Origin of the sequence: Streptomyces roseochromogenus subsp. oscitans DS 12.976 (genome assembly GCF_000497445.1) — a bacterium.
GTDB classification, from domain to species: Bacteria; Actinomycetota; Actinomycetes; order Streptomycetales; family Streptomycetaceae; genus Streptomyces; species Streptomyces oscitans.
This window is the reverse complement of sequence record NZ_CM002285.1, coordinates 7,547,479-7,571,426: the sequence shown is the minus strand read 5'-3', so window position 1 is coordinate 7,571,426 and position 23,948 is coordinate 7,547,479. Positions and strand designations below refer to the sequence as shown.

At 70.5% G+C, this 23,948-nt stretch carries 22 protein-coding genes; 10 read left to right on the top strand and 12 right to left on the bottom strand.

What is annotated here, in order from left to right; genetic code table 11:
- Positions 1–53: 53 nt before the first annotated feature.
- Positions 54–2,654 (bottom strand): ABC transporter ATP-binding protein/permease, encoded by a 2,601-nt coding sequence (locus tag M878_RS82370; RefSeq protein WP_023551748.1) that lies wholly within the window; start codon positions 2,652–2,654, stop codon positions 54–56.
- Between the two features lie 419 nt (positions 2,655–3,073).
- On the opposite strand from M878_RS82370, the gene M878_RS97860 reads away from it, so the two are divergent.
- Positions 3,074–4,483: a streptophobe family protein gene (locus M878_RS97860; RefSeq protein WP_342452758.1), complete on the top strand. Its 1,410-nt coding sequence runs from the start codon at positions 3,074–3,076 to the stop codon at positions 4,481–4,483.
- A gap of 452 nt (positions 4,484–4,935) precedes the next feature.
- Positions 4,936–6,159 (top strand): phosphoserine phosphatase SerB, encoded by a 1,224-nt coding sequence (serB, locus tag M878_RS82365; protein ID WP_023551747.1) that lies wholly within the window; start codon positions 4,936–4,938, stop codon positions 6,157–6,159.
- 130 nt (positions 6,160–6,289) lie between these two features.
- Here serB and M878_RS82360 read toward each other — a convergent pair whose 3' ends face one another.
- The 4 genes from M878_RS82360 to M878_RS82350 all read right to left on the bottom strand — a co-directional run bounded on the left by M878_RS82360 (position 6,290) and on the right by M878_RS82350 (position 8,874).
- Entirely contained in the window at positions 6,290–6,808 is a 519-nt protein-coding gene (locus tag M878_RS82360; RefSeq protein ID WP_023551746.1) for a SixA phosphatase family protein, read from the bottom strand.
- 78 nt (positions 6,809–6,886) lie between these two features.
- On the bottom strand, positions 6,887–7,093 hold the full coding sequence (locus tag M878_RS82355) for a hypothetical protein (protein ID WP_023551745.1): 207 nt from the start codon (positions 7,091–7,093) through the stop codon (positions 6,887–6,889).
- Between the two features lie 182 nt (positions 7,094–7,275).
- Positions 7,276–7,395: an SGM_5486 family transporter-associated protein gene (locus tag M878_RS000000101145; RefSeq protein ID WP_023551744.1), complete on the bottom strand. Its 120-nt coding sequence runs from the start codon at positions 7,393–7,395 to the stop codon at positions 7,276–7,278.
- Positions 7,396–7,509: 114 nt separating this feature from the next.
- Positions 7,510–8,874 (bottom strand): CynX/NimT family MFS transporter, encoded by a 1,365-nt coding sequence (locus M878_RS82350; protein ID WP_051430139.1) that lies wholly within the window; start codon positions 8,872–8,874, stop codon positions 7,510–7,512.
- 82 nt (positions 8,875–8,956) lie between these two features.
- On the opposite strand from M878_RS82350, the gene M878_RS82345 reads away from it, so the two are divergent.
- Entirely contained in the window at positions 8,957–9,649 is a 693-nt protein-coding gene (locus M878_RS82345) for a FadR/GntR family transcriptional regulator (RefSeq protein WP_023551742.1), read from the top strand.
- Here the strand turns inward: M878_RS82345 and M878_RS82340 are convergent.
- The 3 genes from M878_RS82340 to fabG all read right to left on the bottom strand — a co-directional run bounded on the left by M878_RS82340 (position 9,627) and on the right by fabG (position 11,612).
- The gene (locus M878_RS82340) at positions 9,627–9,977 is read right to left on the bottom strand and encodes a hypothetical protein (RefSeq protein WP_023551741.1); all 351 of its coding nucleotides are present in this window, start codon (positions 9,975–9,977) and stop codon (positions 9,627–9,629) included. The two genes, M878_RS82345 and M878_RS82340, sit on opposite strands and share 23 nt — an antisense overlap.
- A gap of 157 nt (positions 9,978–10,134) precedes the next feature.
- Positions 10,135–10,902 (bottom strand): enoyl-ACP reductase FabI, encoded by a 768-nt coding sequence (gene fabI / locus M878_RS82335; RefSeq protein WP_023551740.1) that lies wholly within the window; start codon positions 10,900–10,902, stop codon positions 10,135–10,137.
- Positions 10,903–10,907: 5 nt separating this feature from the next.
- Positions 10,908–11,612, bottom strand: coding sequence for a 3-oxoacyl-[acyl-carrier-protein] reductase (gene fabG / locus M878_RS82330; protein WP_023551739.1), 705 nt, complete (start codon positions 11,610–11,612; stop codon positions 10,908–10,910).
- A gap of 249 nt (positions 11,613–11,861) precedes the next feature.
- Between fabG and M878_RS82325 the strand changes: the two genes are divergently transcribed.
- The 3 genes from M878_RS82325 to tyrS all read left to right on the top strand — a co-directional run bounded on the left by M878_RS82325 (position 11,862) and on the right by tyrS (position 16,153).
- Entirely contained in the window at positions 11,862–13,418 is a 1,557-nt protein-coding gene (locus M878_RS82325; protein WP_031226529.1) for a TldD/PmbA family protein, read from the top strand.
- Positions 13,415–14,818, top strand: a complete 1,404-nt coding sequence (locus M878_RS82320; protein ID WP_023551737.1) for a TldD/PmbA family protein — start codon at positions 13,415–13,417, stop codon at positions 14,816–14,818. The genes M878_RS82325 and M878_RS82320 overlap by 4 nt, the downstream gene beginning before the upstream one ends.
- A gap of 66 nt (positions 14,819–14,884) precedes the next feature.
- Positions 14,885–16,153, top strand: a complete 1,269-nt coding sequence (gene tyrS / locus M878_RS82315) for a tyrosine--tRNA ligase (RefSeq protein ID WP_023551736.1) — start codon at positions 14,885–14,887, stop codon at positions 16,151–16,153.
- Between the two features lie 125 nt (positions 16,154–16,278).
- Here tyrS and M878_RS82310 read toward each other — a convergent pair whose 3' ends face one another.
- The gene (locus M878_RS82310; protein WP_023551735.1) at positions 16,279–16,566 is read right to left on the bottom strand and encodes a GlsB/YeaQ/YmgE family stress response membrane protein; all 288 of its coding nucleotides are present in this window, start codon (positions 16,564–16,566) and stop codon (positions 16,279–16,281) included.
- A gap of 244 nt (positions 16,567–16,810) precedes the next feature.
- On the opposite strand from M878_RS82310, the gene M878_RS82305 reads away from it, so the two are divergent.
- Both M878_RS82305 and M878_RS82300 read left to right on the top strand, forming a co-directional pair.
- Complete coding sequence (locus tag M878_RS82305) at positions 16,811–17,203, top strand: DUF3099 domain-containing protein (protein ID WP_023551734.1); 393 nt, start codon at positions 16,811–16,813, stop codon at positions 17,201–17,203.
- Between the two features lie 216 nt (positions 17,204–17,419).
- Positions 17,420–17,638: a hypothetical protein gene (locus M878_RS82300; RefSeq protein WP_023551733.1), complete on the top strand. Its 219-nt coding sequence runs from the start codon at positions 17,420–17,422 to the stop codon at positions 17,636–17,638.
- A 68-nt stretch (positions 17,639–17,706) separates the two neighbouring features.
- Here the strand turns inward: M878_RS82300 and moaA are convergent, their stop codons facing one another.
- The 3 genes from moaA to M878_RS82285 form a co-directional block, all read right to left on the bottom strand.
- Positions 17,707–18,696, bottom strand: a complete 990-nt coding sequence (gene moaA, locus M878_RS82295; protein ID WP_023551732.1) for a GTP 3',8-cyclase MoaA — start codon at positions 18,694–18,696, stop codon at positions 17,707–17,709.
- Positions 18,697–18,851: 155 nt separating this feature from the next.
- Positions 18,852–20,477 (bottom strand): solute symporter family protein, encoded by a 1,626-nt coding sequence (locus M878_RS82290; protein WP_023551731.1) that lies wholly within the window; start codon positions 20,475–20,477, stop codon positions 18,852–18,854.
- Positions 20,474–20,830 carry a DUF485 domain-containing protein gene (locus tag M878_RS82285; protein WP_023551730.1) on the bottom strand — a complete coding sequence of 119 codons (357 nt, stop codon included), beginning with the start codon at positions 20,828–20,830 and terminating at the stop codon, positions 20,474–20,476. The genes M878_RS82290 and M878_RS82285 overlap by 4 nt, the downstream gene beginning before the upstream one ends.
- Before the next feature lie 259 nt (positions 20,831–21,089).
- Between M878_RS82285 and M878_RS82280 the strand changes: the two genes are divergently transcribed.
- Both M878_RS82280 and M878_RS82275 read left to right on the top strand, forming a co-directional pair.
- On the top strand, positions 21,090–22,622 hold the full coding sequence (locus M878_RS82280; protein ID WP_023551729.1) for a S8 family peptidase: 1,533 nt from the start codon (positions 21,090–21,092) through the stop codon (positions 22,620–22,622).
- A 93-nt stretch (positions 22,623–22,715) separates the two neighbouring features.
- A partial coding sequence (locus M878_RS82275) for a CoA transferase (RefSeq protein ID WP_031226527.1) occupies positions 22,716–23,948 on the top strand: 1,233 nt, incomplete at its 3' end.

The window sequence follows — 23,948 nt, the reverse complement described above, 5'->3', positions numbered from 1 at the left end:
CGGCACCCCGTTGCGGGGTGCCGCCCTTCGGCATTGCGGAGCGTGCGCAGCGGTTACTTGCGCATGACCTCCGGCTCGTGCCGGCGCAGGAAGCGGGCCACGAAGAAGCCGCAGACCGCACCGAGCAGGATCAGGATGATCATGTCCATGGTCCAGGCGCCGCCCGTGTGGTTCCACAGCGGGTCGGTGCTGCCCGGGTCGTCGGTGTTCGGGGCGATGTTGTTGAAGTCCAGCGTGGTGCCGGCGGCGGCCACGCCCCAGCGCGACGGCATCAGGTACGAGACCTCGTTCACACCGAGCGTGCCGTGCAGGGTGAAGAGGCAGCCGGTGAAGACGACCTGGATGATCGCGAACATCACCAGCAGCGGCATGGTCTTCTCGGCGGTCTTCACCAGCGAGGAGATCACCAGGCCCACCATCATCGAGGTGAAGCCGAGGGCCATGATCGGCAGGCACAGCTCCAGGAGGGTGGAGGCGCCGAGCACGACTCCCTGGTCGGGGATGTCACGGCTGGAGAAGCCGATCAGGCCGACCAGCAGCCCCTGCAGCAGGGTGACGGCGCCGAGCACGACCACCTTGGACATCAGGTACGCCGACCGGGAAAGGCCGGTCGCCCGCTCCCGCTCGTAGATCACCCGTTCCTTGATCAGCTCACGCACGGAGTTCGCGGCGCCCGCGAAGCACGCGCCGACCGCGAGGATCAGCAGCACCGTGGTGGCCGTGCCGTTCGGGATGTGCAGGCCGGTCTGCGGGTTGATCGCCGCGTTGACCTTCAGGCCGCGGTTGTGCTGGATCGGCAGGCTGACCGCGCCGAGGACCGCCGGCAGGACCACCGACAGCAGCAGGAAGCCCCGGTCGGAGGCGATGACCGACACATAGCGCCGGATCAGGGTCAGCAGCTGCGAGCCCCAGGCCTGCGGCTTCGGCGGCCTGATGGCCTGCGGCGGAGGCATGTGGTGGACCGGCTGCGGAGCGACCGAGTCAAAGTCCGCAGCGTACATCTGGTAGTGCTGCGAGCCCTTCCAGCGGCCCGCCCAGTCGTAGTCGCGGTAGTTCTCGAAGGCCGAGAAGACATCGGCCCAGCTGTCGTAGCCGAAGAAGTTCAGCGCCTCCTCCGGCGGGCCGAAGTAGGCCACCGCGCCGCCCGGCGCCATCACCAGCAGCTTGTCGCACAGGGCCAGCTCGGCCACCGAGTGGGTGACCACGAGGACGGTACGGCCGTCGTCGGCGAGGCCGCGCAACAGCTGCATGACATCGCGGTCCATGCCCGGGTCGAGACCGGACGTGGGCTCGTCCAGGAAGATCAGCGACGGCTTGGTGAGCAGCTCCAGGGCCACCGAGACACGCTTGCGCTGGCCGCCGGAGAGGGAGGTGACCTTCTTCTCCTTGTGGATGTCCAGCTTGAGCTCGCGCAGCACCTCGTCGATACGGGCCTCGCGCTCCTGCGCCGTGGTGTCGGCGGGGAAGCGCAGCTTGGCCGCGTACTTCAGGGCCTTCTTGACGGTCAGCTCCTTGTGCAGGATGTCGTCCTGCGGGACCAGACCGATGCGCTGGCGCAGCTCCGCGAACTGCTTGTACAGGTTCCTGTTGTCGTACAGAACCTCGCCCTGGTTGGCGGGCCGGTAGCCGGTGAGCGCCTTGAGCAGGGTCGACTTGCCGGAACCGGACGGGCCGATGACCGCGATCAGGGACTTCTCCGGGACGCCGAAGGAGACGTCCTTCAGGATCTGCTTGCCGCCGTCGACCGTGACGGTCAGATGGCGCGCGGAGAAGGAGACCTCACCGGTGTCGACGAACTCCTCGAGCCGGTCGCCGACGATACGGAAGGTGGAGTGGCCGACGCCGACGATGTCGGCCGGGCCCAGCTGCACCGAGCCGCCCTTGGGGATCGGCTGGCCGTTGACGTAGGTGCCGTTGTGCGAGCCGAGGTCGCGGATCTCCAGACGGCCGTCGGGCGTGGCGTGGAACTCGGCGTGGTGGCGGGAGACCTGCAGGTCGGAGACGACCAGCTCGTTCTCCAGGGCACGGCCGATGCGCATCACCCGGCCGACGGCGAACTGGTGGAACGTGGTCGGGCTGCGGTCGCCGTGGACCGGCGGCGCCCCCGCGCCACCACCGGGTGCCTTCTGTGCGTACTGATCGGCGGGAGCCGACTGCTGGTGCGGAAACGCGGGCGCCGCCTGCTGCTCCCAGTCCGGCTGCGGGGCCTGCGGCCGCGCCGGCGCCTGGTGCGGTACGGCTTGCTGCGGTACGGCCTGCTGGGAGGCCGGTGCCTGCGACTGGGCCGCAGCGGCCTGCTGGGCCCAGCCCGGTGCGCCGGCGCCCTGCGCGGCGTACGGCGCCGGCCCCTGCTGGCCCACCGCGGCTCCGGACAGGTTCAGCCGCGGTCCGTCGGTCGCGTTGCCGAGGTGCAGCGACGCGCCCGGCCCGATCTCCACCTGCTGGATCCGCCGCCCCTGCACGAACGTGCCGTTGGTGCTGCCGTGGTCCTCGATGACCCAACTACGGCCGTTGAAGCTGACCGTGGCGTGCCGCCAGGACACCCTGGCGTCGTCGAAGACGATGTCACCCTGCGGATCGCGCCCGAGGGTGTAGGGCCTGGACGGGTCTAGCGTCCAGGTCTGTCCGTTTGATTCCAGTACGAGTTCCGGCACTCCATGCCCCACTGAGTTGTCCCCCGAGTTACCCCCATCACAGGGAGTCTAGGGATGTCGAACATCGTGGGGAACTATTTCAGGCTCCGCCCTCTGACCGAAAGCCGGGCCTTGTCACGAGCGCCCTCACGCGCTCCAACTCACCCATGGACGGGGGTTGAAACCGGGCCGGAGAGTGGTAATCCCGGCGAGGGGGACAGCCGGGGCCGCGGTGTCGCGCCGCGGATCGGGGGCCTGCGATGAAAGCGGACCGGGGGCCGCAGTTGTGGCACTCGGGGTGGGTGGTTCGGTCACACCGTCGGGCACTGTGTCCGCCTTCGGCCTGAAAGGCACCAGCCTTCACACCACCATCGAAATCACGCCACTCGGGGTGAGCCTGGTCTGTGCCCTCGTGTTGTCGTGACTCCCCCTAACGATCCCTGCGCCCAGCCGGAGTTGTCGTCTCCCCGGCCGAACTCCTCGCCCGCGCGGGCGCGGTGGTCGTGCTCTTCGCGGCGCTGCCGGGCGCGGGCGGCGAGGGAGACGGCGCAGTGGACATCCCCGGCCTCGGCGGCATGGGCAGACCGCTGCCGGACCGGATCGGCAGTCTCGTCCATCCCAAGGCCGCGGTCGGCTTCACCGTGGACACCGAGGCCACGCTCCTCAGCGGCGCGGGCTGGGGTGCCGGTGTCCTGCTGATCGCCCGGCTCGCCTCCCGCCGCGCTTCCCTTCCGCCCGGCTGGTCCGCCGTGCACCGGGTGACACGGCCGGCGGTCTCGGCTCGTCACCGTGCTGCTGGTGGCCGTGGCAGCGGGGCTCGCGGCGGCGGCGTACACCGCGATCGGCGACGACTGTCCGGGCGGATCGCCGGCGCGGCCCTGCCCGGCACGCCGATCGGCATCTGGCCCGGCCTCCCGCTCGGCCTGTTCGTCGCCTGGAACGGCCACGCCACCGGCGCCCTCACCCGGTTCCTCCCCCACCCACTGGACCAGTCCCTCGGCGCACGCTCCGACCGGCCTCCGGTGACGCTGAGCCGACTGGCCGAGCTGGACGGCCGGGCGTGGCTACGGGCCGTGGCGGCGGCGTCGGCCATGCTGCTGACCGGCGTCCTGAGGGTCGTGTGCACGCCGGTGGTACGACTGGCGGATGACGCCGTCGGGCTACGGCCGTCCGACCGTGTCCTTGGACTTGGGCCGCCGGACAGCGCGTTCGGACCTCGGCCGTCCGATCGTGCCCTCGGACTACGACCGCCGGACAGCGCCCTCGGGCCGGCCCCTCGGTGCACAGTGCGCCTCGGCGTCGCCACCGCGGTCGCCCTGCCCCTGCCCGCCCACCTGACGGACGTGTCCGTGACCGCCTCCTTGCCCGTGCTGGGCTTCGACGCTTTCGGCTCGGGCCTCGAACTGCACGGCCGTCTCGGTACGTCCCTGCTGATCGGCGCGGCGTGGGGCGTGGTGCGGGGGCGTTCGGTGCAGTGGCCGCATGGGCGAGCGGGGCGGCGGGGCGCGGGTGGTGTGGGAGCCGCGGGCTGCGGGGGCGGGGCGGGCAGGAGGGGCAGGCCGGGGGCGATGAGGAGGTGCTCGGACATCGCCAGGACGCCTGCATGGGCGAGGGCGGGGGCTCGGAGTACGGGGGCGGGGCGGGGTCCTCCCCCTGCAGCGGCCCCGCGGTCGGGAGCCCCACCGGCCCCGGGGTCGGGAACGCCGGGCGCCCTGGACACGGGGCGGACTCGGGCCGTACGTGCCGAGTACGCCGTACCGGCCGCCGAACCCGGACGCGAATCCCTGTCACCGGATCCTGGAGGACCTCCAGGCGCCGAAGGACCTGCGCGAGGAACCGCCGGACGATGAGCCGCCGACCGCCAGGGACGAGAGGTGCGGCGCCCCGACCGTCACCCGGCCGCTCGACACCGCTCCCCCACCGCTCCCTCCTCCGCCGCCCCCTGGACCACCGGGGGAAGCAGAAGCGCCACGAGTGACTCCGCCGGGACCGCACAACGACTTGCACGACGACTCGCACAACGAGTCGGAGACGTGGCCGACGCCGTCGCATACCCACAAAGCACCCCGCCGCACCCCTCGAACCCCGCGCAGCGGCCGGCGCCACCCCACACCTGCCCCTGCCCCTGCCCGTCAGGGCTTCTCGTGGCACAGTCGAGGTGGAGCCGGGGCCGCTGTGTGTCGGGCGCGGGGTGTCTCCCAGTGGCAAGATCCCTGACACCGGCGCGACATCCATTGTTCCGTGTCCGTCAGGCGGACCTCGGCGGCGGACGGCACTGGGTGCCGGATACGGTGGTGACACCATGAGCGCTTCGCAGACCTCTGCTTCACAGACCCCCGAGGTCCCCACTCTCCTCGTCAAGATCTTCGGCAAGGACCGGCCGGGCATCACGGCGGGCCTCTTCGACACCCTCGCCGCGTACCTCGTCGATGTGGTCGACATCGAGCAGGTCGTCACCCGGGGCCGTCTGGTGCTGTGCGTGCTGGTGACCCAGCCGCCGGCCGGCCTGGAGGGCGATCTGCGGGCCACCGTGCACAGCTGGGCCGAGTCGATGAAGATGCAGGCGGAGATCATCTCGGGGCACGGCGACAACCGGCCGCGCGGCCTCGGGCGTTCGCTGGTGACCGTCCTCGGCCATCCGCTGACCGCCGAGTCGACGGCCGCCATCGCTGCCCGGATCGCGAAGACCGGCGGCAACATCGACCGTATCTTCCGGCTCGCCAAGTACCCGGTGACAGCGGTGGAGTTCGCCGTCTCCGGTGTGGAGACCGAGCCGCTGCGCACCGCGCTCGCGTCCGACGCGGCGGCACTGGGTGTCGACGTGGCCGTGGTGTCGGCGGGGCTGCACCGGCGCGCCCAGCGGCTCGTGGTGATGGACGTGGACTCGACCCTGATCCAGGACGAGGTCATCGAGCTGTTCGCGGCGCACGCCGGCTGCGAGGACCAGGTGGCCGAGGTGACGGCGGCGGCGATGCGCGGGGAGCTGGACTTCGAGCAGTCGCTGCACGCGCGCGTGGCGCTGCTGAAGGGGCTGGACGCCTCGGTGGTGGAGAAGGTGCGCAACGAGGTCCGGCTGACGCCGGGTGCCCGCACCCTGATCCGCACGCTGAAACGTCTCGGTTACCAGGTCGGGGTCGTCTCGGGTGGCTTCACCCAGGTCACGGACGATCTGAAGGAACGGCTGGGCTTGGACTTCGCGCAGGCCAACACGCTGGAGATCGTCGACGGCAAGCTCACCGGGCGGGTCACCGGTGAGATCGTGGACCGCGCGGGCAAGGCGCGGCTGCTGCGCCGGTTCGCCGCGGAGGCCGGGGTGCCGCTGTCGCAGACGGTGGCGATCGGCGACGGCGCCAACGACCTGGACATGCTGAACGCGGCCGGTCTGGGCGTCGCCTTCAACGCAAAACCGGTGGTCCGCGAGGCGGCGCACACGGCGGTGAACTTTCCCTTCCTCGACACGGTGCTGTATCTGCTGGGCATCACCCGCGAAGAGGTCGAGGCGGCCGACACGCACGACGAGGGCTGAGCGGATCCGTCACCCGGATACAGCAGACCGGGTCCGGCCACCCGGATACAGCTAACCGGTCCGGTCGCCCGGATACGGCAGGGCCCGGTACCGCCCGCATGGCGCCGGGCCCCTCTCCGTCAGCCATCCGTCAGCTGTGCGGAGCCCAGAAGTCGGCCAACGTGCCCACGCCGTGCTCCACGGACTTCCAGGAGCCCTCGAAGGTGAGCATCGCGTAGGCGGAGGTCGGGAAGCCGCTGCGGTTCATCCGCGCGAGAACATCGCCTTCGGCCTCTCCCGCGAGGGCGTCGGCGAGAGCGTGGACGCCCGGGTTGTGGCCGATCAGGACGAGGTTGCGCACGTCGTCCGGTGTCTCGTTGAGCAGGGCGATGAGCTCGCCCAGGGATGCCTCGTAGACCCGCTCCTCGTAGACGGTCCTCGGCCGCTGCGGAAGCTCCTGGACGGCGAGTTTCCAGGTCTCCCGGGTCCGGACCGCGGTGGAGCACAGAGCCAGGTCGAAGGCGATCCCGGTGTCCGCCAGCTTGCGGCCGGCGACGGGGGCGTCCTGACGGCCGCGCTCGGCGAGGGGCCGCTCGTGGTCGGCTTCCTGGCCCCAGTCGGCCTTCGCGTGCCGGAGGAGGACGATCTTGCGAGGTACTTCAACGCTCATGGCGCCCAGCTTCGCATGAATCGGTCCATGCGGTGCAGGGAGTTGACATGCGGCTTCACCGCGCATGGAGGCTCCCGGTCAGCGCGCGAGGAGCTGCTGGGCGCGCTCGACGAGATGCGTGATCGCCGGGTCGCCGCTCGCCGCGTGCGCGTCCGACGGGTTCAGTATCAGCACGAGCAGTGCGATGAAGGCGAGTGCGGGCAGGGCGAGAGCCCACCAGGGCAGCCGGATCTCGACGCCGCCCGTGGTCGCCGGGTGGGGCCGGGGGTGGGTGCGGGCCGACATGATCGCCTCCGTGGGTCTTCGAGCGGGTCCGTGACCGTGTCGTGCGGTCACATCTCGAAGCTACGGAATCCGGGGCCGCCAACCCATCCGGATTTCCACCCAGTTGACCCTGACCCTCACCCCCTAGGGGATGGGGGGCTAGCCCCACCATCCGCCGGGAGACGCGGTCCGGGACACCGCCGTCACGGGGAGGCGAGGGTCGCGATGACGGCGATGATCACGAAGATGGCGAAGAACGAGCCGAAGACGAGCAGCATCTTCTTCTGGCCGTTCTGCGGGTTCGGGTCGAGCACAGGCTGCATGCGCCCAGTCTCGCACCCTCCCTCCGGCGCCCGCCGGGAGGGGTCGGCGGGTCGCCCCTCCGAGCCCCGTCCGCGGTGGTCAGCGCGCCGCCGTGTCCAGGGTCCGTCGCAGGGTCAGCGCGCGGATGCCTCGTCCTCCACGGTGCGGTCGCGGCCCGCCAGGAAACCGACCACGATCTGCGGCACCATCAGGGCCGCCATGAGGGCGATGGGCAGCCCCCAGCCGCCGCTCTGCTGGTAGAGCACACCGACCAGCAGCGGGCCGGGGATGGAGATCAGATAGCCGGTGCTCTGGGCGAACGCGGACAGCTGGGCCACGCCCGGCCCACTGCGGGCCCGCATCCCGACCATCGTCAGGGCCAGCGGGAAGGCGCAGTTGGAGACACCGAGCAGCAGGGCCCAGGCCCAGGCGCCGGCGGCCGGCGCGAAGTACAGGCCGGCGTATCCGGCGAACCCGCACACGCCCAGGACCAGCACGATGGGCCCCTGGTGGGGCAGCCGGGTGGCGACCCGCGGGATGACGAAGGCCAGCGGTACGCCCATCACCATGGTGACCGCGAGTAGCACGCCCGCGGTGCCAGCCGGAACACCGGCGTCCCGGAAGATCTGTGGCATCCACCCCATGGTGATGTAGGCGGCGGTGGCCTGGAGGCCGAAGAAGACGGCGAGCGCCCAGGCGGTACGGCTACGGGTGATGCGCACCGGCACCTGCTGTGCCACAGACGCATGCTGCGCCACAGGCGCGTGCTGTGCCTTCACCGGGCGGTCCTGCGCCGATGCGGACACGCTGCCGCGGTCCCGTACGAGCGGCAGCCAGGGCAGGACGGCGGCGCCCGCGATGACGGCCCACACGGCGAGGCCGGACTGCCAGCTGCCGCCCATCGCGTCGGTCAGGGGCACGGTCACCGCGGCGGCGAGGGATGTGCCGAGGGCGAGCGCCATCGAGTACAGGCCGGTCATGGAACCGACCCGGTCGGGGAACCAGCGCTTGACGATGACCGGCATGAGTACGTTGCTGACGGCGATGCCCATCAGGGTCAGCGCGCTGGCGGCCAGGAAGCCGGCCGTGCTGCCGAGGAACGGGCGTATCAGCAGGCCCGTGGCGATGGCGACCATGCCCGCGCACACCACCGCGGCCGGCCCGAAGCGGCGGGCGAGCCGGGGGGCGGTGACGCCGAAGACCGCGAAGCAGAGCGGGGGCACGGAGGTGAGCAGGCCCGCCACGCTGCCGCTCATGCCGAGCCCGTCGCGGACCTCCTCCAGGAGGGCGCCGAGGCTCGTGATGGCCGGGCGGAGGTTCAACGCAGACAACATGATGCCCACGACGACCAGGCGGTTCGCCCACGCGCGCGTGCGGCCCGCGCCGGGGGACGTCTCGGGCGTGTTCGTCGCGGGGGCCGTACCGCGTTCGGTCGGTGACTTCGCCGTACGGGTCTCCACTGTCCTGGTCTCCTCTGTCCTGGTTTCCTCACGCGCCATGAGACCTATCATAGAATCATAGGATGATTGGTTGTCCATCCCCGGAGCGTCCAGGCCCGGGACTGTCGTGCGAAGGTGTGCCATGCCCTTGAGTCACCCGCGCCGTTCGGCGCTGTCCGAGCAGGTCATCGGCGCACTGCGAGGTCAGATCACTTCCGGCGAGTGGCCGGTCGGCTCGCGCATTCCGACGGAGGCGGAGCTGGTCGAGCAGCTCGGTGTCGCCCGTAACACCGTCCGCGAGGCCGTCCGCGCGCTCGCGCACAACGGACTGCTGGACATCCGGCAGGGTTCCGGCACCTATGTGGTGGCGACGAGCGAGCTGGCCGGTGTGATGCACCGCCGGTTCGCCGACGCCGACCCCCGGCACATCGCGGAGCTGCGCGCGGCTCTGGAGTCGGCCGCGGCGAAGCTGGCGGCCGAGCGGCGCACGGAGAAGGACCTCAAGCAGCTGGACGCGCTCATGCAGCGACGTGAGGAGGCCTGGGAGACGGGCGACGCGGAGGCCTTCGTGACGGCCGACGCCACCTTCCACATGGCCGTCGTGGCCGCATCCCACAACGACGCGATGACGGCGATGTACGCCGATCTGGGCGAGGTGCTGCGGGACTGGCTGCGCGCGGACGTGGGCGCGGAGCTGACACCGGAGACGCATATGGATCACACGCGCCTGGTGGACGCGATCCGTGCCGGGGACGCGGAGGCGGCGGCGGCCGAGGCCGCGAGCTATCCGTTCCTGTGCCGGCCGGGCCGGTTCAGTGCTCGTTCTGGTGGCTGATCCAGACCGAGCGGACTTCCTTCCAGCACCGGCCCTTGAGCCGTACGGTCATGGCGGGACCGGTGTCGACCGGTGCGCTGTCGGTGTCGATGTCCCACCAGCGGGCGCACTCGATGTGCAGCCGCACGCGATCGGTGTCGACATAGGGATTGTGGCAGTAGGTCACCACATGGGAGCCGCGGACGGCCGTACGGCAGGCGGCCCCGAAGAGGCTCGGCGCGGGCGGCTTTCCGTCGTCCACGCGCGCGTAGGGCATCGCGTCGTACGGCAGGGAGAGCACGAGGGCCGCGGCCAGGGTCACCGGGGCCAGGCTGCGGGACAGGCGCACCAGGGGACCTCCTCGGCCGGGCTGCGAGGGGCGCGTGGATGAACGCGTAATTCAGAGTGCGCCGCCCGGGCCGGTGGGCGCCCGGCCGGTGAAGCGAACGAGTGACGCCCCGCTCCCCGTGCTACGGGGAACGAGGCGTCACCTCTGTCTGTGAAGATCAGGCACCGATGGCGTGCAGACCGCCGTCGACGTGGATGATCTCGCCGGTGGTCTTCGGGAACCAGTCGCTCAGCAGGGCGACGATGCCGCGGCCGGCCGGCTCCGGGTCCTTCAGGTCCCACTCCAGCGGGGAGCGGGAGTCCCACACCGAGGCCAGCTCGCTGAAGCCCGGGATGGACTTGGCGGCCATGGAGCCGATCGGGCCCGCGGAGATGAGGTTGCAGCGGATGTTCTGCTTGCCCAGGTCGCGCGCCATGTAGCGGTTGGTCGCCTCCAGGGCGGCCTTGGCCGGGCCCATCCAGTCGTACTGCGGCCAGGCGAACTGCGCGTCGAAGGTGAGGCCGACGACCGAGCCGCCGTTCTGCATCAGCGGCAGGCAGGCCATGGTCAGCGACTTCAGGGAGTACGCCGAGACGTGCATGGCGGTGGCCACGGACTCGAACGGCGTGTTGAGGAAGTTGCCGCCGAGCGCGTCCTGCGGCGCGAAGCCGATGGAGTGCACGACGCCGTCGAGGCCGCCCAGCTCCTCGCCGACGATGTCGGCCAGCCGGCCGAGGTGCTCGTCGTTGGTGACGTCCAGCTCGATGACCTTGGTGGGCTTCGGCAGCTTCTTGGCGATGCGCTCGGTCAGCGTGGGCCGCGGGAACGCGGTCAGGATGATCTCCGCGCCCTGCTCCTGCGCCAGCTTGGCCGCGTGGAAGGCGATGGAGGACTCCATCAGCACACCGGTGATCAGGATGCGCTTGCCCTCGAGGATTCCGCTCATGGTGATCAGTGACCCATTCCCAGTCCGCCGTCAACGGGGATGACGGCTCCAGTGATGTACGAGGCGTCGTCCGAGGCGAGGAACCGCACCGTCGCGGCGATCTCCTCCGGCTGTGCGTAACGGCCGAGCGGCACCTGCGAGACGATGTTCTGGCGCTGCTCGTCGCTGAGCACCTTGGTCATGTCGGTGTCGACGAAACCGGGCGCGACGACGTTGAAGGTGATGTTGCGCGAGCCCAGCTCACGGGCGAGAGAGCGCGCGAAGCCGACCAGGGCGGCCTTGGAGGCGGCGTAGTTCGCCTGACCCGCGGAGCCGAGCAGGCCGACCACGGACGAGATCAGGACGACGCGGCCCTTCTTGGCGCGCAGCATGCCGCGGTTGGCCCGCTTGACGACACGGAAGGTGCCGGTGAGGTTGGTATCGATGACCGAGGTGAAATCGTCCTCGGACATGCGCATCAGGAGCTGGTCCTTGGTCACGCCCGCGTTGGCGACCAGGACCTCGACCGGACCGTGCTGGTCCTCGATCTCCTTGTAGGCCTGCTCCACCTGCTCCGGGTCGGTGATGTCGCACTTGACGGCCAGAAAGCCGGCCGGCGGCTCACCTGAGCGGTATGTGATCGCGACCTTGTCGCCGGCGTCGGCGAATGCGCGGGCGATGGCGAGGCCGATGCCCCGGTTGCCTCCGGTGACGAGAACCGAGCGGCTCAACGGATCACCCTTTCGATAGCGGTCTGCAGAAGTCCGACTACCCGCCCGAACACCTGGATGACAGGCGGCTTCATCGAAAACCTATCGGTACGGCCGGGTCCGTGGGCAATCGGGCACCGACAGTGGCTCGGGAAAGTCGCTGTTGGATCCCTACAGAAACGGCCCCGCTCAGGGCGGGAAAGGTGTGGTCCGCCGGACCGCCGCCGCGACATGATCGGACCGACAGGCCACGACAGCAGGGAGACCTCCGTGCCTCATTCCATCGACGAAGCCTTCACGGCGCTTCCCCTACGGGCCCTGGCCGACGCCGCGCTGGCACGCGCGCGTGCGCTCGGGGCCGACCACGCGGACTTCCGGTTCGAGCGGGTGCGCAGCGCGTCCTGGCGGCTGCGGGACGCCAAGCCCGCCGGATCGTCGGACGCCACCGACCTCGGGTACGCGGTCCGGGTCGTGCACGGCGGTACGTGGGGCTTCGCCTCCGGTGTGGACCTGACCATGGACGCGGCCGCCAAGGTGGCCTCCCAGGCGGTGGCCATGGCCAAGCTGTCCGCCCAGGTCATCAAGGCGGCGGGCTCCGATGTGGGGGCACCTCCCACGCCTTTCGGGCAGTGGGGGAGCGTCGAGCTGGCGGACGAGCCGGTGCACAAGGACCGGACGTGGGTGTCGTCGTACGAGATCGACCCGTTCTCGGTGCCCGACGAGGAGAAGGCCGCGCTGCTGGCGGAGTGGAGCACGCGGCTGCTCGCGGCGAACGGCGTCAGCCATGTGGACGCCTCGCTGCTCACCGTGCACGAGAACAAGTTCTACGCCGACACCGCCGGGACCGTGACGACCCAGCAACGGGTCCGGCTCCACCCGGAGTTGACCGCGGTATCGGTGGACGAGTCGAGCGGCGAGTTCGACTCGATGCGGACCCTCGCACCGCCGGCCGGGCGGGGCTGGGAGTATCTGACCGGCACCGGCTGGGACTGGGACGCGGAGCTGGAGCGGATCCCGGAGCTGCTCGCCGAGAAGATGCGGGCGCCGAGCGTGGAGCCGGGCCTGTACGACCTGGTGGTCGACCCGTCCAACCTGTGGCTGACCATCCACGAGTCCATCGGCCACGCCACCGAGCTGGACCGCGCGCTCGGCTACGAAGCCGCCTACGCCGGCACCTCCTTCGCCACCTTCGACCAGCTGGGCAAGCTGAGATACGGCTCCGAGCTGATGAACGTCACCGGCGACCGCACCGCCGAACACGGCCTCGCGACCATCGGGTACGACGACGAGGGCGTCGAGGCGCAGTCCTGGGACCTGGTGAAGGACGGCACGCTGGTCGGCTACCAGCTGGACCGGCGGATCGCGCGGCTCACCGGCTTCGACCGCTCCAACGGCTGCGCGTACGCCGACTCCCCCGCGCACGTACCGGTGCAGCGCATGGCCAACGTGTCGCTGCGGCCGGATCCCGCCGGGCTGTCCACGGAGGACCTGATCGGCGGTGTCGACCGGGGCATCTACGTGGTCGGCGACCGGTCCTGGTCGATCGACATGCAGCGGTACAACTTCCAATTTACGGGTCAGCGCTTCTTCAGGATCGAGAACGGGCGGATCACCGGACAGCTGAAGGACGTCGCCTACCAGGCGAACACGACCGACTTCTGGGGCTCCATGGCGGCTGTCGGCGGTCCGCAGACGTACGTCCTCGGCGGCGCCTTCAACTGCGGCAAGGCTCAGCCCGGCCAGGTCGCCTCCGTGTCGCACGGGTGCCCGTCCGCTGTCTTCAGATCTGTCAACATCCTCAACACGACCCAGGAGGCCGGTCGATGAGCGCCCGTACCCACAAGCCGCACGAGATCGTCGAGCAGGCGCTGGCGCTGTCGCGGGCCGACGGATGTGTCGTCATCGCCGACGAGCACTCCACCGCCAACCTGCGCTGGGCGGGCAATGCGCTCACCACGAACGGTGTGACACGCGGTCGTACGCTCACCGTGATCGCGACCGTGGACGGCAAGGAGGGCACCGCCTCCGGTGTCGTGTCCCGCTCGGCGGTCACCGCGGAGGAGCTGGAGCCGCTGGTGCGGGCCGCCGAGACCGCCGCGCGCGGGGCCGGGCCCGCCGAGGACGCACAGCCGCTGGTCGGCGATGTGCCACCGGCACCGGACTTCGCGGACGCGCCGGCCGAGACCTCCTCCGCCGTGTTCGCCGACTTCGCGCCGGCGCTCGGCGAGGCGTTCGCACGCGCGCGTGCGGGCGGCCGCGAGCTGTACGGCTTCGCCCAGCACGAGATGGTGTCGACGTATCTGGGTACGTCCACCGGGCTGCGCCTGCGGCACGACCAGCCCACCGGCACACTGGAGCTCAACGCCAAGTCGCCCGACCGTACGCGCTCGGCGTGGGCCGGCCGCTCCACGCGGGACTTCAAGGACATCGATCCGGGCACGCTCGACGCCGAGCTGGCCGTACGGCTCGGCTGGGCCGAGCGGCGGGTGGAGCTGCCCGCGGGCCGCTACGAGACGCTGCTGCCACCCACGGCCGTGGCGGACCTGCTGATCTACCAGCTGTGGTCGGCGTCGGGCCGGGACGCGGCCGAGGGCCGCACGGTGTTCTCCAGGCCGGGCGGCGGCACGCGCGTGGGCGAGAGGCTCTCCCAGCTGCCGCTGACCCTGCGCAGCGACCCGGACGAGCCGGGCCTGGAGTGCGCGCCCTTCGTGGTCGCCCACTCCTCGGGCGGCGACCAGTCCGTGTTCGACAACGGTCTGCCGGCCCGCGCCACCGAGTGGATCGGCGATGGTGTGCTCAAAAACCTGACGACCACCCGGCACAGCGCCGCCCTGACCGGGCTGCCGGTGGCCCCGGCGCTCGGGAACCTGATCCTGGACGGCGGAAACGAGCGCTCCCTGCCGGACATGGTCGCGGACACGGACCATCGCGGGCCCTGCCTGCTGCTGACCTGCCTGTGGTACATCCGTGAGGTCGACCCGGCGACGCTGCTGCTCACGGGCCTGACCCGGGACGGCGTCTACCTCGTGGAGAACGGCGAGGTGACCGGGCAGGTGAACAACTTCCGGTTCAACGAGTCGCCGGTGGACCTGCTGCGGCGGGCCGCGGAGGCGGGGCGTACGGAGAAGACGCTGCCGCGCGAGTGGGGCGACTGGTTCACCCGGGCCGCGATGCCCGCGCTGCGGATCCCTGATTTCAACATGAGCTCTGTCAGTCAGGGCGTATAACCTCGTAGGCGTTCGTGGTCGGGTGCCGCCCGGCCGCCCGAAGATCACCGAGGAGACACGAGAACCGTGACGGACATCGTCGACGAGCTGAAGTGGCGGGGGCTCATCGCCCTCTCCACGGACGAGGACGCACTGCGCAAGGCGTTCACGGACGGTCCCGTCACGTTCTATTGCGGCTTCGACCCGACCGCGCCCAGTCTGCACCTCGGCAACCTGGTGCAGATCCTGACGATGCGCCGCATCCAGCAGGCGGGCCACCGCCCGCTGGGCCTGGTCGGGGGTGCCACCGGTCTGATCGGTGACCCGAAGCCCACCGCGGAGCGCACGCTGAACGCGCCGGAGATCGTCGCCCAGTGGGTGGAGCGGCTGCGCGCGCAGATCGAGCCGCTGCTGGACTTCGAGGGTCCGAACGCCGCGGTCATGGTCAACAACCTGGACTGGACCCAGGGCCTGTCGGCCATCGAGTTCCTGCGGGACATCGGCAAGCACTTCCGGGTCAACAAGATGATCGCCAAGGAGGCCGTCTCCCGGCGGCTCAACTCCGACGCGGGCATCAGCTACACCGAGTTCAGCTACCAGATCCTGCAGGGCATGGACTTCCTGGAGCTCTACCGGCGATACGGCTGCACGCTGCAGACCGGCGGCAGCGACCAGTGGGGTAACCTCACGTCCGGCACCGACCTGATCCACCGGGTCGAGCCGGACGCCGTGGTGCACGCGCTCGGCACCCCGCTGATCACCAAGGCGGACGGCACCAAGTTCGGCAAGACCGAGTCCGGAACGGTGTGGCTCGACCCCGAGATGACCACTCCGTACGCGTTCTACCAGTTCTGGGTCAACGCCGACGACCGGGACGTCTCCAAGTTCCTGCGCATCTTCAGCTTCCGGTCCCGCGAGGAGATCGAGGAGCTGGAGCGGCAGACCGAGGAGCGGCCGCAGGCCCGCGCGGCACAGCGCGCGCTCGCCGAGGAGCTGACGACGCTGGTGCACGGCGCCGACCAGACGGCAGCGGTGATCGCCGCGTCGAAGGCTCTTTTCGGGCAGGGTGAACTGGCGGAGCTGGACGGCCGGACGCTGGCTGCGGCACTGTCCGAGGTGCCGCACATCCAGGTCACGGAGCTCGGTCCGGTGGTCGATCTGTTCGCCGAGGTCGGGCTCGTCGCCAGCAAGTCCGCTGCGCGGCGGACCGTGAAGGAGGGCGGTGCCTACGTGAACAACGTGAAGGTCACCGCGGAGGACTCCGTCGCGGGGCGGGAGGATCTGCTGCACGAGCGGTGGCTGGTACTGCGGCGGGGGAAGAAGAACCTTGCCGCGGTGGAGGTTGTCGCCGGTTAGCGCCGTAGAGGGCGCGGGTCGTCTGCGGAGGCGCAGCTTCGTCGTGGTTGCTCGCGCCCACGCGGCGGAGCCGTATGTCGATGCAGCCCCGCGCCCCTGTCGGTGCGCTTTCCTTCAGGGCGTTTTCAAGCCCCGACCCGCTGCTGCTTCCTCTTGCCCAGCGTCGCCATGTACAGGGCGTCCACGGCTGCGACGATGATGATCGCGGCCACCAGCTGGAAGATGTGCCGGGTCCAGTCGATGCCACGGGTCGCCGCGACTCCTACGGCGCGGGCGACCGCGTTGCCGGCGATGGCGCCCAGCATGCCGCAGATGGTGGTCAGCCACAGTGGGCTGTGCTGCTTGCCGGGGATGACCGCCTTGGCGATGACGCCCAGCACGAATCCCACGATGATCGCCCACAACCAGCCCATGGCTGCCTCCTCGTACGGCTCGACGTGAGCATTACGGCCAGTGTGGGTCGGTGGGTCGTACGGCGCATGTCGGGGTCCCCGTGCGCGGCAGCGCCGAAGGCGTTACCGCAGGCAGCGGGCGACCCGGTCTCGTAGGCGGCGGACACGCGGCGTAACGTGGGAGATGTCCCGACCGGTTCCCCGCCGGCCGTGGGACGACGGTGCGGGCCGGGGAGAGTCCGATGCGGGCGGATGGTGGAATGTGATGCGGAAACAGCACGGTGGCGGCGCCCAGGTGTTCCGGATCACCGGAGCCCGGACGGGACTCGCGGAGGACGTACGGGGCCGGCAGCGACGGTACGTCATCTCGATGACGATCCGCACGGCGTCGGTGATCCTCGCTGTCACGCTGTGGAACGTCGAACGGTACGTCGCCTTCGTCGCCCTCGTGGCCGGTGCGCTGCTCCCCTATGTCGCCGTGGTGATCGCGAACGCGGGCCGGGAGCGGCCCCCGTCGCTTCCCTCGACGTTCATCGCCGCGCCGACCCGGCCGATGATCACATCGACGCGGGCGGAGGAGGCACAGGCGGAATCCGTTCCGGAGGACGCGGCAGCTCATCCGACGGGGGCGCGTGGTGAGCGGCCCGACCCCGCGTGACGGTGGCGGGCGGGGCGGAGGCGGAACGCGACCTCCCGTCAAGCTCAAGAAAAGCTCAGATCAATCGTGTAGTTCCAGTGCCGGGCGGCGGGGTACCCGTGACATACTGCGTACGCGCTCCGCATCCCCCGTCGGAGCGACGGACCGACGCCGGGCAGCTCCCCCCGTGGCTGCTCGGCGTCGCCTTGTCCGGGCCTCTTTCTGCGAGACGAACCTGTGAGTGACGAGACCCCGATCTGCTCCGCCAAGGGCTGCCGTGCCGCTGCCGTGTGGGTGCTGGCGTGGAACAACCCGAAGATCCATACGCCGGAGCGGCGCAAGACATGGCTCGCCTGCGAGGAACACCGCGAGCATCTTTCGCAGTTCCTCGGAGTGCGGGGGTTCCTCAAGGATGTTGTGTTGTTGAAGGAGTGGGAGGAGGAAGGGGGCGGCTGAGGTATCCCCCTCACTGCGGGCCGTCGTGAGCCGGCCGCGCGGTTCCCCGCGCCCCTTGAGCCGGCTGCTCAGCCGCCAATGGCAGACATCGGTCGGTCCGGCTGCACGAACGACGGGTCGTCCAGCCCCGCCCCTGCCTTCTTCCCCCACATCGCCAGCTTCCAGATCCGCGCGATCTCCTCGTCAGGGGCGCCGTTGCGCAGGGCGGCGCGCAGGTCCGTCTCCTCCGTGGCGAACAGGCAGGTGCGTATCTGGCCGTCGGCTGTCAGGCGGGTGCGGTCGCAGGCCGCGCAGAACGGGCGGGTGACCGAGGCGATGACGCCGACCCGGTGCGGGCCGCCGTTCACCAGCCAGCGCTCCGCCGGTGCCGAGCCGCGTGCGTCGGCGTCTTCGGGGGTGAGGTCGAAGCGGGTGCGCAGGGAGGCGAGGATGTCCCCTGCGGTGACCATGCCCTCGCGCTTCCAGCCGTGCTGGGCGTCCAGGGGCATCTGCTCGATGAACCGCAGTTCGTAACCCCGCTCCATGGCCCAGGACAGCAGGTCGGGTGCCTCGTCCTCGTTCAGGCTCGGCATCAGGACCGTGTTGATCTTTACAGGGGTGAGGCCGGCCGCGTGGGCGGCTTCCAGGCCCTCGATGACGTCCTTGTGCCGGTCGCGGCGGGTCAGGGCCTTGAAGACCTCGGGGCGGAGGGTGTCCAGCGAGACGTTGACCCGGTCCAGGCCGGCGGCCTTCAGGGCGGTCGCGGTGCGCTTCAGGCCGATGCCGTTGGTGGTGAGGGACATCTGGGGGCGCGGGGCGAGGGCTGCGACGCGCTCGACGATGCCGACCAGGCCCGGGCGCAGCAGGGGCTCGCCGCCGGTGAAGCGGACCTCCTCGATGCCGAGCATGCGCACGGCGATGTCGATGAGGCGGACGATCTCGTCGTCCGTGAGCAGGTCGGGCTTGGCCAGCCACTGCAGGCCCTCCTCGGGCATGCAGTACGTGCAGCGCAGATTGCAGCGGTCGGTCAGCGAGACCCTCAGGTCGGTGGCCACTCGGCCGTAGGTGTCGATGAGCACGTGGGCCCCCTCCCTTGATCCCGGAACCATTGTTTCCCGTCACTGGCGAGCCTACGTGACACCACTGACATCGACAGCGGCCCGATCAGACGAGGTACGAGAGGGCCGCGTCGTAGGACTCTACAGTCCCGGGCGACGCGGCCGTCGTACGAATGTCAGTGTGCCCCGGTGCCGGTCAGGGACCGCACCTCCAGTTCGGCGTACTTGCCGGCGTCCGGGGCCTCTTTCGACAGCAGGGTGCCCACGGCGCCGAGCAGGAAGCCGACGGGGATGGAGATGATGCCGGGGTTCTCCAGCGGGAACCAGTGGAAGTCGACGCCGGGGAACATCGAGGCCGGGCTGCCGGAGACCACCGGTGAGAACAGCACCAGGCCGACCGCGGTGACCAGGCCGCCGTAGATCGACCACAGGGCGCCCGAGGTGGTGAACCGTTTCCAGAACAGGCTGTAGAGGATGGTCGGCAGGTTGGCGGAGGCGGCGACCGCGAAGGCGAGGGCGACCAGGCCGGCCACGTTCAGGTCGCGGGCCAGAGCGCCGAGCACGATCGAGACCGCGCCGATGCCGACGGTCGCCCAGCGGGCCGCGCCGATCTCCTGCTTCTCGGTGGCCTGCCCCCTCTTGATGACGTTGGCGTAGATGTCGTGAGCGAAGGAGGACGACGAGGCCAGGGTCAGGCCCGCGACGACCGCGAGGATCGTGGCGAAGGCGACCGCGGAGATGCTGGCGAGCAGGACGGCGCCCCAGCTGGAGTCGACGCCGCCGAGGTGCAGCGCGAGGAGCGGGGCGGCGGTGTTGCCCGCCTTGTTGGAGGTGATGATCTCGTCCGGCTTGATGAGGGCCGCCGCGCCGAAGCCGAGGGCGAGGGTCATCAGGTAGAAGGCGCCGATCAGGCCGATCGCCCAGATGACCGACTTACGCGCGGCCTTCGCGGTGGGCACGGTGTAGAAGCGAATCAGGATGTGCGGCAGACCCGCGGTGCCGAGGACCAGGGCGATGCCGAGCGAGAGGAAGTCCAGCTTGGTGGTGCCGGTGGCGCCGTACTTCAGGCCGGGCTCCAGGAAGGCCGAACCCTTGCCGCTGTTGTCGGCGGCCTTGCCGAGCAGGTCGGAGATGTTGAAGTGGAACTTCAGCAGGACCAGGAAGGTCAGCAGCAGGGCGCCCAGGATCAGCAGCACCGCCTTGACCATCTGGACCCAGGTGGTGCCCTTCATGCCGCCGATGGTGACGTACACGATCATCAGGACGCCGACCAGGGCGACGATGCCGATCTTGCCGGCGTCGCTGGTGATGCCGAGCAGGAGCGAGACGAGGACACCGGCGCCGGCCATCTGCGCGAGCAGGTAGAAGATCGAGACCACGATGGTGGACGTGCCCGCCGCCGTGCGGACGGGGCGCTGGCGCATCCGGTACGCCAGTACGTCGCCCATGGTGTAGCGGCCGGAGTTGCGCAGCGGCTCGGCCACCAGGAGCAGGGCGACGAGCCAGGCGACGAGGAAGCCGATGGAGTACAGGAAGCCGTCGTAGCCGAAGAGGGCGATGGCGCCGGCGATGCCGAGGAAGGAGGCGGCGGACATGTAGTCGCCGGAGACGGCGAGGCCGTTCTGGAATCCGGTGAACTGCCGTCCGCCGGCGTAGAAGTCGGCGGCGTCCTTGGTCTGGCGGCCCGCCCAGACGGTGATGACGAGGGTCGCGGCGACGAACACCGCGAACAGGGTGATGATCAGCGGCCGGTGCTGGGTCGCCTCGCCGGCGGCCAGCAATGTGTGCGGTGCCGGGCTCATGCGCCGCCCTCCATCCGGGACTTGATGGCCTCGGCCTGGGGATCGAGCTTGGCGGCGGCGTGCCGGGCGTACCACCAGGCGATGAGGAATGTGGTGAGGAACTGGGCGAGACCCAGGACGAAGGCGACATTGATGTTGCCGGCGACCTTTGTGCCCATGAAGCCGTCCGCGTAGTTGGAGAGCAGCACGTAGAGCAGGTACCAGGAGATGAAGGCGATGGTCAGCGGAAAGGCGAAGGAGCGGTGGGCGCGGCGCAGTTCGCCGAACTCCGCGCTCTGCTGCACCTCGGCGAACTCCTCGGTGGAGGGATGGGTGGTCCCCGGTGTGGCGGGGGGCGGTGTCTCGGTGGCCACGGAGTCTCCTCGCGTTGCGGATGCAATGACGAACGGGGGGATCGATCGTGCTCGGGCTCCCTGCCCAAGGTCCACGGCGCCACGCGAGGACCGGTTCAAGTCCTATGAGTTCTTTCGCAAGCGGTCTGAGCAAGCCATTGCCAAGACATTGCTGTCCGACGAGCCGTGGGGATAGCTTCTGCCTGCACCACTCGTCATGTACCTGCCCGAACGTCACCGTGTCTCGGGCTGTTTCGTATCCGGATGAAGTGGAGATCCCATGGCCCATCTGCGCTCCAGACGCCGGCTCGCGCTCACCGTGCCCGTCGTCCTGTCACTGACCGCCTCGCTCGGTTTCCTGCCGGCGGCGGCCTCGGCGGCCCCCGCCGCGGCCCCGGCGGTGCGGACGACCGACGACGGACCACACCTCGCATACGTGGTCAACACCCGTACGGATCACCGCACGATCGAGTCCGTGCAGCGCGAGATCCTCCGCAACGGCGGTTCCGTCGTGGCCAGTTACGACACGATCGGCGTCATCGTCGCCCACTCCGCGAACCCGGACTTCGCCGCGCGGATGCGCGCGGTGAGCGGGGTGGACTCGGCGGGCGCCACGCGCACCGCGCCGCTGAGCGCCGCGGGGACGACCGACGAGGGCGCGGTGCAGGTCCTGTCGAAGGCGCAGGCCGCGAAGCTCGCCGCCAACGCGACGCCGGGCGAGGAGCCGTACGAGGCGGACCAGTGGGACCTGCGAGCGATCGGCGCCGACCAGGCCGCGCGGATCAACCCGGGCAGCAGAGACGTGACCGTCGGCGTCATCGACACCGGCGTCGACGACACCCACCCGGACATCGCCCCGAACTTCTCCGCCGCCCAGTCGGCGAACTGCGTGAGCGGCAAGGCGGACACGACGTACGGCGCCTGGCGCCCGGTGGACGCCGGCCACTACCACGGCACCCATGTGGCCGGTGAGATAGCCGCGGCCCGCAACGGCATAGGCGTGGCCGGTGTGGCACCCGGCGTGAAAGTCGCGAGCATCACGGTGGCCCAGCCGGACGCGAGATCGCTGTTCTATCCGGAGAGTGTGGTCTGCGCCTTCGTGTTCGCCGCCGACCACGGTATCCAAATAACCAACAACAGCTACTACGTTGATCCATGGATGTACAACTGCATGGACGACCCCGATCAACGCGCCATCGTTGATGCGGTCAACAGAGCACAGCTGTATGCACAGCGCAAGGGCACGCTCAATGTGGCCTCGGCCGGCAACTCCAACCACGACCTGGCCGCGGACGCGATCACGGACAGCTCCAGCCCCGACGACTCGACCGCCACGACCCGCACGGTCGATCCGCACGAGTGCTTCGATGTGCCGACCCAGCTGCCCGGCGTGGTGACCGTGAGCGCGGTGGGCGTGAAGGGCGCCAAGTCGTACTACTCCAGCTACGGCCTGGGCGTGATCGACGTGGCGGCTCCGGGCGGCGACAAGTACCAGATCCCGGACACCCCGTCGAAGAACGGCCGCATCCTGTCGACGCTGCCGAACGGCCAGTACGGCTTCCTCCAGGGCACCTCGATGGCCTCCCCGCACGTGGCCGCGGTCGCCGCGCTGCTGAAGTCGGCGCATCCGCACGCCACTCCGGCCCAGTTGCAGGCACTGCTGAAGGCCGAGGCGGACAACCCGGGCTGCCCGAGCGGCCCCTATGACGGCGACGGGGACGGGGTTGTGGACGCGACCTGCGTCGGCGGCGAGCGCGTCAACGGCTTCTACGGCTTCGGTGTGGTCGACGCGCTGGCCGCGGTGACCAAGTAGGGCCTGCCCGGTCCACTCCACCACGTACACTGCGGTGCACTATGCAGTATTGATTGAATCAACATTGATCAATCAATACTGCATAGTGTAGTCATGGCAATAGACATCGAGTCGGCATGGACTGCACTGGGCGGCGATCCCGCCCTCGTCTCCCGGGTGACGACGGTCGAGCGCCCCGGCGCTCTTCCCGCCCGGCTTCCCGTGCGGGAGCTGGCGCGCGCGTGCGTCGGCGCGTGCGCGCTGGCCGCCACGGAGCTGGCGGCCCGCCGGGCCGGACTCGCCGAGGTGCCCGAAGCGCGGGTCGACGACGGCGCCGTGGCGGCCGCCTTCCTCAGCGAACGGCAGCTGCTGGTCGACGGACGGGCGCCGGTCGCCTTCGCGCCGATGTCGCGGTTCTGGCGGACCGCCGACGGCTGGGTCCGCACCCACGCCAACTACCCGCACCACCGGGCCCGGTTGCTCGGCGCGCTGGACCTGCCGGCGGACGCCACGGCGGACACGGTGGCCGCCCGGCTCGCCGAGCGCCCCGCGGGGGAGGTCGAGGAGTCCGTCTACGGCGCCGGCGGCCTCGCGGCGGCCCTGCGCACCCCCGCACAGTGGCAGGCGCACGAACAGGCCGCCGAGGTGGCCGCACGGCCGCTGATCGAGCGCGAGCGGCCGACCACGGCACCCACGCGCGTGCTTGCGCCACTGGACCCGGCCACCGCTCCCCTGCTGCCCGCCGCCGGGCTGCGCGTGCTGGACCTGACCCGGGTGCTCGCCGGCCCGGTCGCCACCCGCGCCCTCGCCCTGCTGGGCGCGGACGTGCTCCGCGTGGACGCCCCCTGGCTGCCCGAACTCCCGGACCTGCACGCCGACACGGGTTTCGGGAAGCGGTCCGCCACGCTCGATCTGGGCGCCGGTCCCGGCACCTTCGAGGAGTTGCTGGCCTCGGCCGACGTCGTCGTCACGGGCTACCGGCCGAGCGCCCTCGACCGGTTCGGGCTCTCCCCGAAGGCGCTGTTCGCGCGCCGGCCCGGGCTGGTCGTGGCGCAGGTCTCGGCGTGGGGCGCGTACGGCCCCTGGGGCGCGCGACGCGGCTTCGACAGCCTGGTGCAGGTCGCGACCGGCATCGCCGCCACCGAGGGCTCGGCCGAGCAGCCGGGCGCGCTGCCCGCGCAGGCACTGGACCACGGCACCGGCTATCTGCTCGCCGCGGCCGTCCTGCGGGCGCTGACCGAGCAGTCGTACGACGGGGGCGGCCGGTTCGTGCGGCTGGCGCTGGCCCGGACCGCGCACTGGCTGACGGACGGGATCCGGCCGGCCCCGGCCCCGGGAGCGCCGTAC